This is a genomic window from Mesosutterella faecium (assembly GCF_022809315.2).
Taxonomy (GTDB): domain Bacteria; phylum Pseudomonadota; class Gammaproteobacteria; order Burkholderiales; family Burkholderiaceae_F; genus Mesosutterella; species Mesosutterella faecium.
This window is the reverse complement of sequence record NZ_JAKZJU020000001.1, coordinates 414257-427068: the sequence shown is the minus strand read 5'-3', so window position 1 is coordinate 427068 and position 12812 is coordinate 414257. Positions and strand designations below refer to the sequence as shown.

General features: G+C 60.7%; 19 protein-coding genes. All 19 read left to right on the top strand.

Going from position 1 to position 12812, the window contains the following annotated elements:
• Positions 1–11 precede the first annotated feature (11 nt).
• The gene (locus tag MUN46_RS02000; protein WP_243376023.1) at positions 12–518 is read left to right on the top strand and encodes an acyl-CoA thioesterase; all 507 of its coding nucleotides are present in this window, start codon (positions 12–14) and stop codon (positions 516–518) included.
• A 136-nt stretch (positions 519–654) separates the two neighbouring features.
• The gene (locus MUN46_RS01995; RefSeq protein WP_243376022.1) at positions 655–1455 is read left to right on the top strand and encodes an ABC transporter ATP-binding protein; all 801 of its coding nucleotides are present in this window, start codon (positions 655–657) and stop codon (positions 1453–1455) included.
• Positions 1452–2237, top strand: a complete 786-nt coding sequence (mlaE, locus tag MUN46_RS01990) for a lipid asymmetry maintenance ABC transporter permease subunit MlaE (protein ID WP_243376021.1) — start codon at positions 1452–1454, stop codon at positions 2235–2237. Before MUN46_RS01995 ends, mlaE begins: the two co-directional genes overlap by 4 nt.
• A 20-nt stretch (positions 2238–2257) precedes the next feature.
• Positions 2258–2752 carry an outer membrane lipid asymmetry maintenance protein MlaD gene (gene mlaD, locus MUN46_RS01985; RefSeq protein ID WP_243376020.1) on the top strand — a complete coding sequence of 165 codons (495 nt, stop codon included), beginning with the start codon at positions 2258–2260 and terminating at the stop codon, positions 2750–2752.
• A complete protein-coding gene (locus tag MUN46_RS01980) occupies positions 2749–3525 on the top strand; it encodes an MlaA family lipoprotein (protein WP_243376019.1) in 777 nt (258 codons plus the stop codon). The genes mlaD and MUN46_RS01980 overlap by 4 nt, the downstream gene beginning before the upstream one ends.
• 27 nt (positions 3526–3552) lie before the next feature.
• Positions 3553–4188: an MlaC/ttg2D family ABC transporter substrate-binding protein gene (locus MUN46_RS01975; protein WP_243376018.1), complete on the top strand. Its 636-nt coding sequence runs from the start codon at positions 3553–3555 to the stop codon at positions 4186–4188.
• A gap of 8 nt (positions 4189–4196) precedes the next feature.
• Complete coding sequence (locus MUN46_RS01970; RefSeq protein ID WP_243376017.1) at positions 4197–4484, top strand: STAS domain-containing protein; 288 nt, start codon at positions 4197–4199, stop codon at positions 4482–4484.
• Between the two features lie 99 nt (positions 4485–4583).
• Positions 4584–5837 carry a UDP-N-acetylglucosamine 1-carboxyvinyltransferase gene (murA, locus tag MUN46_RS01965; protein WP_243376016.1) on the top strand — a complete coding sequence of 418 codons (1254 nt, stop codon included), beginning with the start codon at positions 4584–4586 and terminating at the stop codon, positions 5835–5837.
• Positions 5834–6475, top strand: a complete 642-nt coding sequence (gene hisG, locus MUN46_RS01960; RefSeq protein WP_243376015.1) for an ATP phosphoribosyltransferase — start codon at positions 5834–5836, stop codon at positions 6473–6475. The genes murA and hisG overlap by 4 nt, the downstream gene beginning before the upstream one ends.
• The gene (gene hisD / locus MUN46_RS01955) at positions 6468–7763 is read left to right on the top strand and encodes a histidinol dehydrogenase (RefSeq protein ID WP_243376014.1); all 1296 of its coding nucleotides are present in this window, start codon (positions 6468–6470) and stop codon (positions 7761–7763) included. Before hisG ends, hisD begins: the two co-directional genes overlap by 8 nt.
• 78 nt (positions 7764–7841) lie before the next feature.
• Positions 7842–8438, top strand: coding sequence for an imidazoleglycerol-phosphate dehydratase HisB (gene hisB / locus MUN46_RS01950; RefSeq protein WP_243376013.1), 597 nt, complete (start codon positions 7842–7844; stop codon positions 8436–8438).
• Entirely contained in the window at positions 8435–9076 is a 642-nt protein-coding gene (gene hisH, locus MUN46_RS01945; RefSeq protein WP_243376012.1) for an imidazole glycerol phosphate synthase subunit HisH, read from the top strand. The genes hisB and hisH overlap by 4 nt, the downstream gene beginning before the upstream one ends.
• Positions 9077–9107: 31 nt before the next feature.
• A complete protein-coding gene (gene hisA / locus MUN46_RS01940) occupies positions 9108–9884 on the top strand; it encodes a 1-(5-phosphoribosyl)-5-[(5-phosphoribosylamino)methylideneamino]imidazole-4-carboxamide isomerase (RefSeq protein ID WP_285230536.1) in 777 nt (258 codons plus the stop codon).
• Positions 9885–9909: 25 nt separating this feature from the next.
• Entirely contained in the window at positions 9910–10689 is a 780-nt protein-coding gene (gene hisF, locus MUN46_RS01935) for an imidazole glycerol phosphate synthase subunit HisF (RefSeq protein WP_243376010.1), read from the top strand.
• On the top strand, positions 10686–11096 hold the full coding sequence (gene hisI, locus MUN46_RS01930) for a phosphoribosyl-AMP cyclohydrolase (RefSeq protein ID WP_243376009.1): 411 nt from the start codon (positions 10686–10688) through the stop codon (positions 11094–11096). The genes hisF and hisI overlap by 4 nt, the downstream gene beginning before the upstream one ends.
• Before the next feature lie 2 nt (positions 11097–11098).
• Positions 11099–11446 carry a phosphoribosyl-ATP diphosphatase gene (locus tag MUN46_RS01925; RefSeq protein ID WP_237978746.1) on the top strand — a complete coding sequence of 116 codons (348 nt, stop codon included), beginning with the start codon at positions 11099–11101 and terminating at the stop codon, positions 11444–11446.
• A 21-nt stretch (positions 11447–11467) separates the two neighbouring features.
• The gene (locus MUN46_RS01920) at positions 11468–11812 is read left to right on the top strand and encodes a histidine triad nucleotide-binding protein (RefSeq protein WP_243376008.1); all 345 of its coding nucleotides are present in this window, start codon (positions 11468–11470) and stop codon (positions 11810–11812) included.
• Between the two features lie 12 nt (positions 11813–11824).
• Positions 11825–12073 (top strand): Sec-independent protein translocase subunit TatA, encoded by a 249-nt coding sequence (tatA, locus tag MUN46_RS01915; protein WP_243376007.1) that lies wholly within the window; start codon positions 11825–11827, stop codon positions 12071–12073.
• Between the two features lie 85 nt (positions 12074–12158).
• Entirely contained in the window at positions 12159–12809 is a 651-nt protein-coding gene (gene tatB, locus MUN46_RS01910; protein ID WP_243376006.1) for a Sec-independent protein translocase protein TatB, read from the top strand.
• Positions 12810–12812: the final 3 nt, after the last annotated feature.

The following is a 12812-nucleotide window of genomic DNA, read 5'->3' as shown; positions in this document are numbered from 1 at the left end:
AACCCTGACATATGTGCAGCAGCATTTTTTCCAAGACATTGAGAGTGACCGAGGCGTCGATTGACGTGCTGGGGCATGTCAACAACAAAGAGTACCTGCGCTGGATGGAGGACCTCGCCATAGAGCACTCCGCGGCTCTGGGCTGGCCCCAGGAGCGCTATCTGCGCGAGAAGCACGTCTGGGTGGCCCGTGAGCACTGGATTGAGTACCTGAGGCCGGCGCTGCTGGGCGATGAGCTGGTCCTGTACACCTGGATCTCGGCTGTGGCGGGACCTGTGTCACTCAGAAGGTATGCATTCGCCCGCCGCGGCAAGCTGGTCACGCTCGCGGCGACGGAGTGGGCTCATATTGACTTTGTTACAAAAAAAGTATGCGCCGTTCCCGAAAGCCTGCTGAAGGCCTTCGATGTGGTTGCGCCCGATGACCCCCGGCTGAAAGAGCTGGGCATCTCCAGACCTGTCAAGTGGATTCCGAGGGAGCTGGGCCTGCCGGCCTGCGAGCAGGGCCCGGCGGCTTGAAAAGCCGCCCTGAAGGGGGCTGTCGGCGGCTGCTCTTGTGCGATAATGCTTTTTATCCCAAAATGAACGTTCGTTCAGTGTTCCTGTTTTTCGAAAGAGGGCCGGCAAAGAGCTGTTCGGGTTTAATTTTTGCCAGATGGAAGAATTCTTAAAAGTAGACCATATGACTTTCGGCTTCGGGGCCAGAGTCATATTGGATGACGTTTCCCTCTCCTTTGGGAAGGGGAAGGTCGTTGCGGTGATGGGCGGCTCGGGGATGGGAAAGACCACTCTCCTCAAGCTGATCGGCGGCCTGCTGCGTCCGCAGAAGGGGCACGTGTATCTGGGAGGCGTCGATATTCACGCCCAGAGCAGGGACGGCCTTTTCGCCCTGCGCAAAAGAATGGGCATGCTTTTCCAGTTCGGCGCCCTTTTCACTGATCTTTCGGTTTTCGATAACGTGGCGTTTCCCATGCGCGAGGACACGGGGCTCGATGAAGAGACCATCCATGACCTTGTGCTGATGAAGCTCAACGCGGTCGGGCTGCGCGGAGCCGCCCGGCTGATGCCCTCCGAGATATCCGGCGGCATGGCCCGGCGCGTGGCGCTCGCCCGCACGATCGCGCTCGACCCGGAGCTGATTTTGTACGACGAGCCCTTTACCGGACTGGATCCGATCTCCATGGGCGTGACGGCGCGCCTGATCAAGCGGCTCAATACGGCGCTGCACGCCACCAGCGTCGTGGTCACCCATGATGTGAAGACGACTTTCGATATTGCAGACTACATTTACATGATTTCCAACCGTAAGGTAGCGGCCCAGGGGTCTCCCGAAGAGCTTTTCCGCTCGAAGGATCCCTTTGTGCGGCAGTTCCTCAACGGTCTGCCCGACGGACCCGTGGCTTTCCACTATCCCACGACCCGTTCGATTGCTGAAGATTTCGGGGTGCAGGCATGAACGCTCTGGCCGAAAAAATCGCGTCTCTGGGCGCCTGGGTCGTGAATCAAGTTCTCTACGCAGGCCGCTTCGGAAGGTTCACCTGGCTCGTGCTCAGGAGCTGCCCGGCTTCGCTGCGGCGGCTGCCGCTGCTTGCTCAGCAGATTTTCTTTGTGGGGAATCGTTCCCTGCTGATTATTGCCATTTCCGGGTTTTTCATCGGGGCCGTCCTGGGGCTCCAAGGCTATGACATCCTGGTCACCTACGGCAGTGAGGAGGCCTTGGGCGTGCTAGTCGCGCTCGCGCTGATCAGAGAGCTTGGGCCGGTCGTGACTGCGCTTCTGTTTGCCGGCCGGGCCGGCACGTCGCTCACAGCCGAGATAGGGCTCATGAGGTCCGGCGAGCAGCTCTCGGCCATGGAAATGATGGGCGTGGACCCTGTCCAGCGGGTGTTGGCGCCGCGCTTCCTCGCCACGACGATCTCCGTGCCGATCCTTACCCTGATTTTCAACGCGGTAGGCATTCTGGGAGGATGGCTGGTAGGGGTCGTCCTCATAGGCTCTGACGCAGGCGCCTTCTGGTCGCACATGCAGACCTCGGTCGACCTCTTTGAGGACATTGGCAACGGTTTCATCAAGAGCGTCGTGTTCGGGGTGATTGTCGGGCTGGTGGCTCTTTTCCAGGGGTTCACTTCGCGCGCAACGCCTGCCGGAGTATCGCTCGCGACAACGAGAACGGTGATTGTCTCGTCGCTGATGATTCTTGGATTTGACTTTATCATGACGGCGCTCATGTTCGCCTGAAGAATATAGCGGATGAAAAAATGGAACAAAGCAGGAAAACGGATTTGCTGGTGGGCGTTTTTGTATTGCTGGGCATAGCGGCTCTGCTGTTTCTGGCCCTGAAGGCCGGCAATATGCTTTCTCTCAACTTCGGGCAGAAAACCTATGAAGTGACGGCGGTCTTTGACAATGCCGGAGGGCTCAAGCCGCGTGCTTCCGTAAGCAGCGCGGGGGTCAACGTCGGGCGGGTGAAATCGATTTCGCTGGATCCGCAGACGTTTCAGGCCGTTGTAAAGCTGGATATCTACAGCAACTACAAATTCCCTTCCGACACCTCGGCCAAAATCCTTACGGCAGGCCTTCTCGGTGAGAAGTACATCGGCCTGGAGGCCGGTTCGGAGGAGAGCAACCTGAAAAACAACGACCGGATCCAGCAGACGCAGTCCTCCATTGTCCTGGAGAACCTGATCAGTCAGTTTCTGTTCAACACGGCTGAAAAGAAGGGGGGCTCCCCTGATCAGGAGGCTGCGAAATGAGATCGCTTAAACGTTTGGCTGTCGCCGGTGCGCTGGCCGCAGCCCTGATGGCGGGCGGGTGCGCCAGCGTGCCGGCAAATTCCGGGGAAAATCCGGCGGATCCCTGGGAAACCATGAACCGCCAGACCTTTGCGTTCAACCAGGGCTTTGACAAGTACTTCATGCGCCCGGTGGCCAAGGGCTATGAAACGGTGACGCCGAAGCCTGTGCGCAGCTGCATCAGCAATATGATGGACAACCTGACCGAGCCGCGCAACGTGCTCAATAACGCGCTGCAGGGCAAGGGCAACAATGCGTTCGTATCCTTCATGCGCTTTGTGGTGAATTCGACATTCGGGCTGCTGGGCTGCTTTGATGTGGCCAGCATGGGCGACCTCACCCCGAAGCCCGAGGATTTCGGTCAGACGCTTGGCTACTGGGGCATCGGCAACGGTCCCTATTTCGTCATTCCGTTCCTCGGGCCCTCGACGGTTCGCGATACCGTGGGCAAGGGCGTCAACTGGGCCTCCTCCATACAGACATGGGTGGATCCCGACTGGGCGGGCTGGGCGGTCTGGGGCGTGGACGTCATTGACACGCGCACGAGGCTTCTGGATATGGACGAGGTTCTCGACACAGCCGTCGATCCGTACACCCAGACGCGCGACGGTTACCTGCAGTATCGCCGCAGCCTGGTCTACGACGGCGAGCCGCCGGAAGACACTTTTGCTGAAGATCCGGGCGACTCCCCGGCTCCAGCGCAGCCGGAGGCTTCCGCCCCGGCCGCGAAGTAAGAGTTTTGAAGAAAGGATGCTGGAACTATGATTTCTAGACGCAGATTTGTGGCGGAGATTCTGCCCGTTTCCTTACTCGGCCTCGTCTCTCTGAGGGTTCAGGCCGCGTCGTCTTCCGACGCTGACCCGTCGGCCTGGGTCGTCGGAATGATGAACCAGGTGCTTGCGGACATCCGCAGGGACCCGGCTCTGAAGAAAGAGGATCCTGCGCGCATCAGGACCTTCGTGTCCAACAGGATTCTCCCGGTCGTCGATTTTCCGCGCATGACGCGCACGGCGGTCGGACCCCAGTGGCGCCAGGCTTCCGCCGATCAGCGCAGGCAGCTCGAGGATGGGTTCAGGAATCTGCTCACAAGAGTTTATTCCGGGGCCTTCAGCGGTGTGAAGGACTACCGGGCTGAACTCGTGCCCGGCAGGGGCGCCGCCGGCGCCACCCCGATCGTGCGCACGCGGCTGGTCTCCAAGACGGAAAAGCCGGTCGATGTAGGCTACAGGCTGGCCAAGGGTGCGAACGGCTGGCAGATCATCGATGTCAATGTGAGCGGCATCTGGCTGGTACAGAATTATCATTCCCAGTTCGGCAGCATCCTTGCCAACGGCGGCATTCCCGCTCTGATCGCCTCCATGAACGACAAGAATTCCGCGCTTAACCGCAAACAGTAATATGGCGTATGAAAATTAAGGAATCGTTCGTTACGCTGAAGAATGTTCAGCCGGTGATTGCTGCCGGTGACGCTGCCATTGCGGCCGGAGACGGGGATTTCGACTTTTCCGGCGTCCAGCGCGGGGATTCTTCGGCGGTCGCCTGTCTGCTGCACTGGAAGCGGGGCTGCCAGAAGGCCGGCGTGCCGTTTCGCGTGAAGGCGCTTCCGGCCGGAATACTGGATCTGTGCAGGCTCTATGAGGTTGAAGAGCTGCTGGATCCGCAGCCGCAGGCGAGCGGAACTGAAGCGGCCTGAGAAACTCGGGAGCAGCGGCGCGCGTCCTTCCCGCGGGCAAGGCGCGCATAAACTTAAGGCGGTCCGGACCGGGCTGCGGAAACACAACTTGGGTTGGTTATGGAAAAGCTGAAGATCATTGGCGGCAGCCGCCTTTGCGGGACGGTTAAGATTTCGGGGGCCAAGAACGCGGCCCTGCCGATTCTGGCAGCCTGCCTTCTTACTCCGGAAGATCTGATCCTGCACAACGTGCCCGATCTGGCCGACGTGAGGACCATGCTTCGGCTTCTGGCCGGCATGGGGGTCCGGTGCCGGCGCGAGGGCGAGGACGTCATACTTCAGGCGTCGGACATCCGCAGCACGGTCGCGCCCTATGAGCTGGTGAAGACCATGCGCGCCTCCATTCTGGTGCTCTGCCCGCTGGCCACCCGGTTCGGTTCGGCGAGAGTGTCCCTGCCGGGCGGCTGCGCCATCGGGGCGCGCCCCGTCGATCAGCACATCCAGGCCCTCCGCCGCATGGGGGCGGAGGTTGAGATAGACCACGGTTTTGTGGACCTGCAGAGCAAGAGGCTGAAAGGCTGCAAGATAGTGACCGACATGGTGACCGTCACCGGAACGGAAAACATCATGATGGCGGCTGTTCTCGCCGAGGGGGAGACCATCATTGAGAACGCGGCCAGGGAGCCGGAAGTGGTCGATCTGGCTAACTGCCTGCGGGCGATGGGGGCCAGAATCACGGGGGACGGTACCTCGCGAATCGTGATTGAGGGGCAGCCGGCGCTTCACGGCGCGGAGCACACCGTCGTTTCGGACCGGATCGAGGCGGGCACATTCGCCGTGGCGGCCGTGGCGACCAGAGGTGATGTCCTCCTCTCTGCGGCCCGCCCCGCGGACATGACCGTCGTGCTCGATAAGCTGCGGGCGGCCGGAGCGGAAGTCAGCACTGGCGAGGACTGGATCAGGATCCGGATGGACAGGCGCCCCCTGGCCGTCTCGGTCAGAACCGAGCCGCATCCCGGCTTCCCGACGGACATGCAGGCGCAGTTCATGGCAATGGACTGCATTGCCGAGGGCACTTCGCACATCACGGAGACTATTTTCGAAAACCGCTTCATGCACGTTCCTGAGCTTCAGCGCCTGGGGGCGGACATTCAGGTCGAAGGGCATACGGCAGTTGTGAACGGCGTGCGCAGGCTTGAGGGGGCGGAGCTCATGGCGACGGACCTCAGGGCTTCGGCTTCACTGGTCATTGCTGCGTTGGCGGCCGAGGGGGAGTCTGACGTCCACCGCATTTATCATCTTGATCGCGGTTATGATCGGATGGAGGTGAAGTTGAGCGCCCTGGGGGCGAATATCAGGAGACTGTCTGAATGATCACGATGGCGCTGGCCAAAGGCCGCATTTATCAGGAGGCGCTGCCTTTCCTTGCGGCTGCCGGCATTTTCCCGGCCGAGGATCCGGAAAAAAGCCGCAAGCTTATGATCGCGACGAACCGTCCTGACCTGAGGATTGTGGTGATCCGCGCGACGGATGTGCCCACCTACGTTCAGTACGGAGCTGCGGACCTGGGCGTGTGCGGATGGGATACGCTCTACGAGCACGGCGGCAACGGCCTGTTTATTCCGGTCGACCTGCAGATCGCCAGGTGCAGGATGAGCGTGGCCGCCCCGAACGGCTTTGACTACGAAAGGCTGGTGCGCTCCGGCGGGAGGATCCGCATCGCGACCAAATTCATGAAGTGGGCTCGTGATTACTTCGCGCGCCAGGGCGTTCATGTGGATCTGATCAAGCTCTACGGCTCCATGGAGCTTGCCCCCATCGCTGGCCTGGCCGACGCCATCGTGGACATTGTGGCTACGGGGGCGACTCTGCGGGCCAACAACATGCGCGAGGTGAGGGTGATCGCCCCGATCAGCTCCAGGCTGATCGTGAATCAGATTTCCATGGGCCTGAAGAAGGCCGAACTGTCACCGATTATTGAAAATATCCGTAAGGCAAAAAAGAATGATTAGGAAACTTTCGACAACAGACAAAGACTTTGAGGCCAGGTTCTCGACGCTGGTGGCCCGGGACGCTTCAGTGGACCCGGAGATCACCCGCAGGGCCGAGGCGATTGTGCAGGACGTTGCGCGGCGGGGCGACGAGGCCGTTCTTGAGTACACGAACCGCTTTGACCGCCTGAACCTGAAGGACATGAGCGAGGCTATTGTCAGCCGCGAGGAAATGAAGGCGGCCTTCGACAGCCTTCCGCCGGATCAAAAGAACGCGATCGAAACGGCCGCCCGCAGGATCCGCGTGTTCCATGAGCACCAGCTGGAAAAGGGCTGGACCATCACCGACGAGGCGGGCGACGTGCTAGGCCAGAGGATCCGTGCCGTTGACTCCGTGGGCCTTTATGTCCCCGGCGGCAAGGCAGCGTATCCTTCCTCCGTGCTGATGAATGCCATGCCGGCCCACGTGGCGGGCGTTCCCCGCATCGAGATGGTGTTTCCGACCCCGGGTGGCGAGCGCAGCCAGCTGGTCCTGGCCGCCGCGTATCTTGCCGGCGTTTCCCGGGCCTTTACGATTGGCGGGGCGCAGGCTATCGCCGCTCTCGCCTATGGCACGAAGACGCTCGAGGCCGTGGACAAGATCGTCGGGCCGGGCAACGCCTACGTGGCTGCCGCCAAGAGGTATGTGTTCGGCCGCGTCGGCATTGACATGATCGCCGGCCCCTCTGAAATTCTGGTGATCTGCGACGGAAAGACTCCGGCCGACTGGATCGCCATGGACCTGTTCTCCCAGGCCGAGCACGACGAGCTGGCCCAGGCGATTCTGCTCACGCCGGACGCGGCCTTCGCCGAGGAGGTTTCCAGGTCCATTGACCGTCTTCTGCCGACCATGCCCCGCAAGGCGATCATCGAGAAGAGCCTTGCCAACCGCGGCGCCATCATCGTGACCCGCGATCTTGAAGAGGCCTGCCGGGTGGCGGACACCATTTCTCCGGAACACCTTGAGATCTCCACTGAAAACCCCGAGAAGTGGGTTGACCATCTCCGGCATGCCGGCGCCATCTTTCTGGGCCGCTGGTCCGTCGAGGCGCTCGGGGATTACTGCGCCGGTCCCAACCATGTGCTCCCGACCTCCAGAACGGCCCGTTTCTCTTCGCCGCTCGGGGTTTATGACTTCCTGAAGCGCACGAGCATCATCCGCGTTTCGGAGCAGGGCGCGCAGGTTCTCGCTCCGATCGCTGACGTGCTGGCGCGCGGCGAACACCTGATTGCTCACGCGACCAGCGCCTGCTATCGTCTGAAAAAGTAAGGGCCGGCAGCGGCAGCGTTCCGTCCCGGCCCTGCGGCGGGCGGAACGCGAAACGGCAAAGAGAGGGGGAGACTCTACATGAATCCGACCAGATCAGGGGAACTGACCAGGAAAACGCGGGAAACCGAAGTCTGCGTGCGCCTTGACCTGGATGGGACCGGGAAATCGGACATCCAGACGGGCATCGGCTTTTTTGATCACATGCTGGAACAGGTCGCCCGCCACGGGCTGGTCGATCTGAAGGTTCATGCAAAGGGCGACCTTCACGTGGATGGCCACCACACGGTCGAAGACGTGGGCATCGCTCTGGGAGACGTCCTGGCCTCCGCCCTGGGCGACAAAAAAGGGGTCAGGCGCTATGGGTTCGCCTATGTGCCGCTGGACGAATCGCTCTCGCGAGTGGTTCTGGATCTCTCGGGCAGGCCCGGCCTTGTCTTCGAAGCCGCCTTCACCGCTCCCAGCATCGGCGGACTTGATACCCAGCTTGTGCGCGAGTTCTTCCAGGGCTTTGCCAACCATGCCATGGTGACGCTGCATGTCGACAACCTGCGCGGCGAAAACGCCCATCACCAGGCCGAGAGCATCTTCAAGGCCTTCGGTCGGGCGCTTCGGATGGCGGTGGAGCCCGATCCGCGCATGAAGGGGATAATTCCATCCACAAAAGGTTTGTTATGAGAAAAATCATCGTCGTCGACTACGGCAGCGGCAACCTGAGGTCGGTCTCTAAGGCTCTGGAGGCCGTCGCGCAGTCCGGGGATGAAGTGAAGGTCTCTTCAGACCCGAAGGAAGTGGAAAGCGCGGACCGCATCGTGCTGCCGGGCCAGGGGGCCATGGGCGACTGCATGAGGCACCTTAAGGCCTCAGGTCTGGAGGATGCCGTCCGCTCGGCCCTGGCCTCCAAGCCGGTTTTTGCGGTCTGCATTGGAATGCAGATGCTGTTCAGGGAAAGCGAGGAAGATCATGCCCAGGGGCTGGGCATTCTGCCCGGGCGGGTGATCCGCTTTCCGGCTTCCGCCATGCGGCTGTCGACGGGCGAGAGGCTGAAGGTCCCCGAAATGGGATGGAACCGGGTTTACCAGGCCGCAGCCCATCCCCTGTGGGCCGGCATCGAGGACGGAGCCTGGTTTTATCTCGTGCACAGCTACTTCGTCAGTCCGGAGGACATCCGCCTCATCGCCGGCATGACGGTCTACGGCCTGCCTTACGCCAGCGCGGTGGCGAGGGACAACGTCTTTGCAACCCAGTTTCATCCGGAAAAAAGCGCAGGGAACGGCCTGCGGCTTTATTCGAATTTCCTCCAATGGAATCCTTAGTCTTTCCTTCCTCTGACTCTTACCTCTGAAGGTGAAAAAAGTGCTTGACCTCATCCCTGCCATCGATATCAAGGACGGCGCCTGCGTCCGCCTGAAACAGGGCAATTTGGACAAAGACATCACGGTTTATTCCCAAAACCCGGTTGAAATGGCTTATCGCTGGGCTGAGATGGGGGCAAAAAGACTGCACCTGGTGGATCTGGACGGCGCCCGCAGCGGCCGCTCTGCCAACCGGGACGTGATCAACGAGATCCTCCGCTCCTACGGCGGCCTTATGGAAATTGACCTGGGGGGCGGGCTGCGGGACCTCGATACGATCGAGGGCTACCTGGACGAGGGGCTGCGCTACGCGGTGATCGGAACCGCCGCCATCAAGCAGCCGGGTTTCCTTGCCAATGCCTGCAGCGCTTTCCAGGACGCCATCATCGTCTCGCTGGACGCCCGCGACGGGAGGGTGGCGACCGACGGGTGGAAGAAGACCTCCCGCGTGGACGTTCTTGAGATCGCACGGAAATTCGCGGACCTTGGGCCGGCCTTCTTCCTGTACACCGACATCTCAAGAGACGGGATGCTGTGCGGGGTCAACGTGGAGGCGACGAGAAGGCTCGCTGCAGCGACCTCAGTGCCAGTCATCGCCTCGGGAGGCGTGAGAGACATTGGCGACGTGGTGTCGCTGATGGAGGCGGAGGCCGACGGCGTCTCCGGGGTCATCCTCGGCAAGGCGCTGTACGAGGGGACGCTCGACTTCAGGGAAGCGCTGAACTACGTCACGGGCGGCGGCCCCGTGTCAGACGACGACAAGCTTTGATCGACAGCCCGCCGGGGAGTGTGCCATGCTGGCAAAACGAATAATTCCCTGCCTGGACGTCACCGCCGGAAGGGTGGTGAAGGGCACCAATTTTGTGGATCTCCGGGATGCCGGCGATCCAGTTGAAATTGCGCGCCGGTATGACAGGGAAGGGGCAGACGAACTGACCTTTCTGGACATCACGGCCAGTTCTGATGCGAGGGATATCATCCTCTCGGTCATTGAGGGGGTGGCCTCTCAGGTCTTCATCCCCCTGACGGTGGGAGGAGGCGTGCGCCGCGTGGAGGACATCAGGCGGCTGCTGAACGCCGGCGCCGATAAAATTTCCATTAACACGGCAGGCGTCCTAAATCCGGATTTGATCGGCGAGTCCGCGGCCCTGTACGGCAGCCAGTGCATCGTCTGCGCTATCGACGCGAAGAAGACGGCCGACGGGCGCTGGGAGGTCTACACCCACGGCGGCAGAAAGCCGACTGGGCTGGACGCCGTGCAGTGGGCGCAGCGCGTGCAGGGCCTCGGGGCCGGAGAAATCCTTCTGACCAGCATGGACGCCGACGGAACGAAGGCGGGATTCGACCTGCCCCTGACGCGGGCGGTGAGCGAGGCCGTTGACATCCCCGTGATCGCCTCGGGTGGCGCGGGCAATCTCAGCCATCTTGCCGATGCCGTGCTGAAGGGCGGCGCCGATGCCGTGCTTGCGGCGTCCATATTCCATTTTGGCGAATACACCATCGAAGAGGCGAAGCGCTACATGGCTTCCCGCGGCATCTGCATGCGCCTGCCGGCGGAGGAGGCCCGGGAATGAGCTGGCTTGACGACATTCGCTTTGATTCCCGCGGTCTGGTGCCGGTCATTGCTCAGGAGCGCGCAAGCGGCCGCGTCATGATGCTCGCCTGGGCTGACCGGCAGGCTGTTGAGGAAACAGCGAGAACCCGCCGTGGCGTGTATTATTCCCGCTCCCGCTCGCGGCTGTGGCGCAAGGGCGAGGAAAGCGGCAATGTTCAGAACGTGTTCGGCATTTATCTGGACTGCGACGGCGACGCTCTGGTGTATGAGATTGAGCAGGTTGGAGGCGTGGCCTGCCACACCGGGCATGCGAGCTGCTTTTTCCGCAGGCTGGCCGAGCAGGACGGGGGCCTGCGGTGGGTTGAAGACTCGCCGGTGCTCAAGGACCCGGAAGAGATGTACCATCACAGGCCGAAGGGAGAGTAACGATGAACAGGGACTGCTCGGGCGTACTGGAAGAAATCGCGGATACAATTGACTCGCGGCATGGCGCGGACCCGTCGAAAAGCTATGTGGCGCAGCTGTTTTCCAAGGCGCCCGACGGCATGCTGAAGAAAATCGGCGAGGAAGCTTCGGAGGTCATCATGGCTGCCAAGGACGTGGCCAATGGCTCCGGCGACAAAAGCCACCTGGTGTATGAAGTGGCAGATCTGTGGTTCCACTCCATGGTGGCGCTGTCCTGCTATGGGCTGCGCCCCGAGGATGTTGTTGCGGAGCTGGCCCGCAGGGAGGGCGTTTCCGGCCTGGTTGAAAAGGCCAGCCGCAAAGCCCGATAGAATTTCAAAGGGAGACTGCTTATGTCTAATGAGGACTGCCTGTTCTGCAAAATAGCCCGCGGCGAAATCCCGAGCAAAAAGATTTATGAGGATGAGGAACTGTTTGCTTTCTATGACATTAATCCTCATGCCCCCGTTCATTTTCTGATCATTCCCAAGCGCCATATCACCTCTTTGGCGGAAACCACTTCCGAAGACAGCGCGCTTTTGGGTAAAATGCTAAGTCTCGCCCGAAAGCTTGCCCTGGACCTGGGGTGCAGGAACGGCTTCAGGGTGGTCATTAATACAGGCCGCGACGGCGGTCAGGAAGTACCTCATCTGCATGTCCATGTTCTGGGCGGACCCCGTCCTTGGAAGCAGGCATAGGAGCTAAATATCATGGGTTCTCTTTCCATCTGGCATTGGCTGATTGTTCTTGCCATCGTTGTTCTGGTGTTCGGCACCGGCAAGCTCAAGAACATGGGCAAGGATCTGGGCGGCGCCATCAAGGGCTTTAAGGAAGGCATGAGCGAAGCCACCGAAGACGACAAAAAGACTGCTGCCAAGAGCGAAGCCGCGGCAAAACCCGAGGCGGCGAAGTCTGAGGCGGCGAAAGCCGAAGCCGCAGCGAAAGACAAGCAGGCCTGATTTCGTCGGGCTGGCCGGACGTTGCCCCCCGTACCCCCTTTCCATGGGGCCGCACGGGGGCGTCTTCTTTTATTTTTAGGCATCTATGTTTGATTTTGGCTTTAGCGAACTTGTTGTCTGCGGCGTCGTGGGATTGGTCGTGCTTGGGCCGGAGAAGCTGCCAGAGGTTGCCAAAACGGCCGGGCAGTGGATTGGCAAGGCTCAGCGTTTTGTTCAGCAGATGAAGGAAGACATAGATCGCGAAACCGAGCTCTCTGAGCTGAAGAAAATAAAGGATGACGCTCAGAAAGTGGCTTCCGATCTGAATTCCACGGTTCAGAACGCGGCCAAGGACATTGAAAAAAATGTCGACTCAGTTGCGGGGGAAGCCCAGAAAAACATGACGGAGGCGGAGAAGGCGCTCGAAGACACTTCTGGCAAGGTGGCGACGAGCATCGACTCTTTTTCCGATGATGCGGCAGGCGGCTCTTCGGATGCGGAGAGCTCTTCCGGGTCTGGCGCCGGCGAGTCCTATGACAGCAGCGATTTCTCTTGGAACGATGATTCGGATTCCTACACGACCCAGGAGCCGCATGTCTTCGAAAAGCGCTACATTTCCGGCCCCTCGGTTGACGAGCTGGCAGCGGAGGTGGAAAACCTTCGGGAAAAACTGAAAATGAGCCGGCATCAGTTCGTGGGCAACAACCGCAGGTATGCCCCGCGAGCCCGTTCGAACCGCCCCCGCATTTATCGCTAAAAA

Coding starts and splice junctions, on each gene's coding strand:
- hisD (WP_243376014.1), top strand. CDS start 6,468: ATGATTAGGAAACTTTCGACAACAGACAAAGACTTTGAGGCCAGGTTC.
- hisH (WP_243376012.1), top strand. CDS start 8,435: ATGAGAAAAATCATCGTCGTCGACTACGGCAGCGGCAACCTGAGGTCG.
- MUN46_RS01920 (WP_243376008.1), top strand. CDS start 11,468: ATGTCTAATGAGGACTGCCTGTTCTGCAAAATAGCCCGCGGCGAAATC.
- hisI (WP_243376009.1), top strand. CDS start 10,686: ATGAGCTGGCTTGACGACATTCGCTTTGATTCCCGCGGTCTGGTGCCG.
- MUN46_RS02000 (WP_243376023.1), top strand. CDS start 12: ATGTGCAGCAGCATTTTTTCCAAGACATTGAGAGTGACCGAGGCGTCG.
- MUN46_RS01970 (WP_243376017.1), top strand. CDS start 4,197: ATGAAAATTAAGGAATCGTTCGTTACGCTGAAGAATGTTCAGCCGGTG.
- mlaD (WP_243376020.1), top strand. CDS start 2,258: ATGGAACAAAGCAGGAAAACGGATTTGCTGGTGGGCGTTTTTGTATTG.
- tatA (WP_243376007.1), top strand. CDS start 11,825: ATGGGTTCTCTTTCCATCTGGCATTGGCTGATTGTTCTTGCCATCGTT.
- MUN46_RS01980 (WP_243376019.1), top strand. CDS start 2,749: ATGAGATCGCTTAAACGTTTGGCTGTCGCCGGTGCGCTGGCCGCAGCC.
- hisG (WP_243376015.1), top strand. CDS start 5,834: ATGATCACGATGGCGCTGGCCAAAGGCCGCATTTATCAGGAGGCGCTG.
- MUN46_RS01995 (WP_243376022.1), top strand. CDS start 655: ATGGAAGAATTCTTAAAAGTAGACCATATGACTTTCGGCTTCGGGGCC.
- murA (WP_243376016.1), top strand. CDS start 4,584: ATGGAAAAGCTGAAGATCATTGGCGGCAGCCGCCTTTGCGGGACGGTT.
- MUN46_RS01925 (WP_237978746.1), top strand. CDS start 11,099: ATGAACAGGGACTGCTCGGGCGTACTGGAAGAAATCGCGGATACAATT.
- MUN46_RS01975 (WP_243376018.1), top strand. CDS start 3,553: ATGATTTCTAGACGCAGATTTGTGGCGGAGATTCTGCCCGTTTCCTTA.
- hisB (WP_243376013.1), top strand. CDS start 7,842: ATGAATCCGACCAGATCAGGGGAACTGACCAGGAAAACGCGGGAAACC.
- hisF (WP_243376010.1), top strand. CDS start 9,910: ATGCTGGCAAAACGAATAATTCCCTGCCTGGACGTCACCGCCGGAAGG.
- tatB (WP_243376006.1), top strand. CDS start 12,159: ATGTTTGATTTTGGCTTTAGCGAACTTGTTGTCTGCGGCGTCGTGGGA.
- mlaE (WP_243376021.1), top strand. CDS start 1,452: ATGAACGCTCTGGCCGAAAAAATCGCGTCTCTGGGCGCCTGGGTCGTG.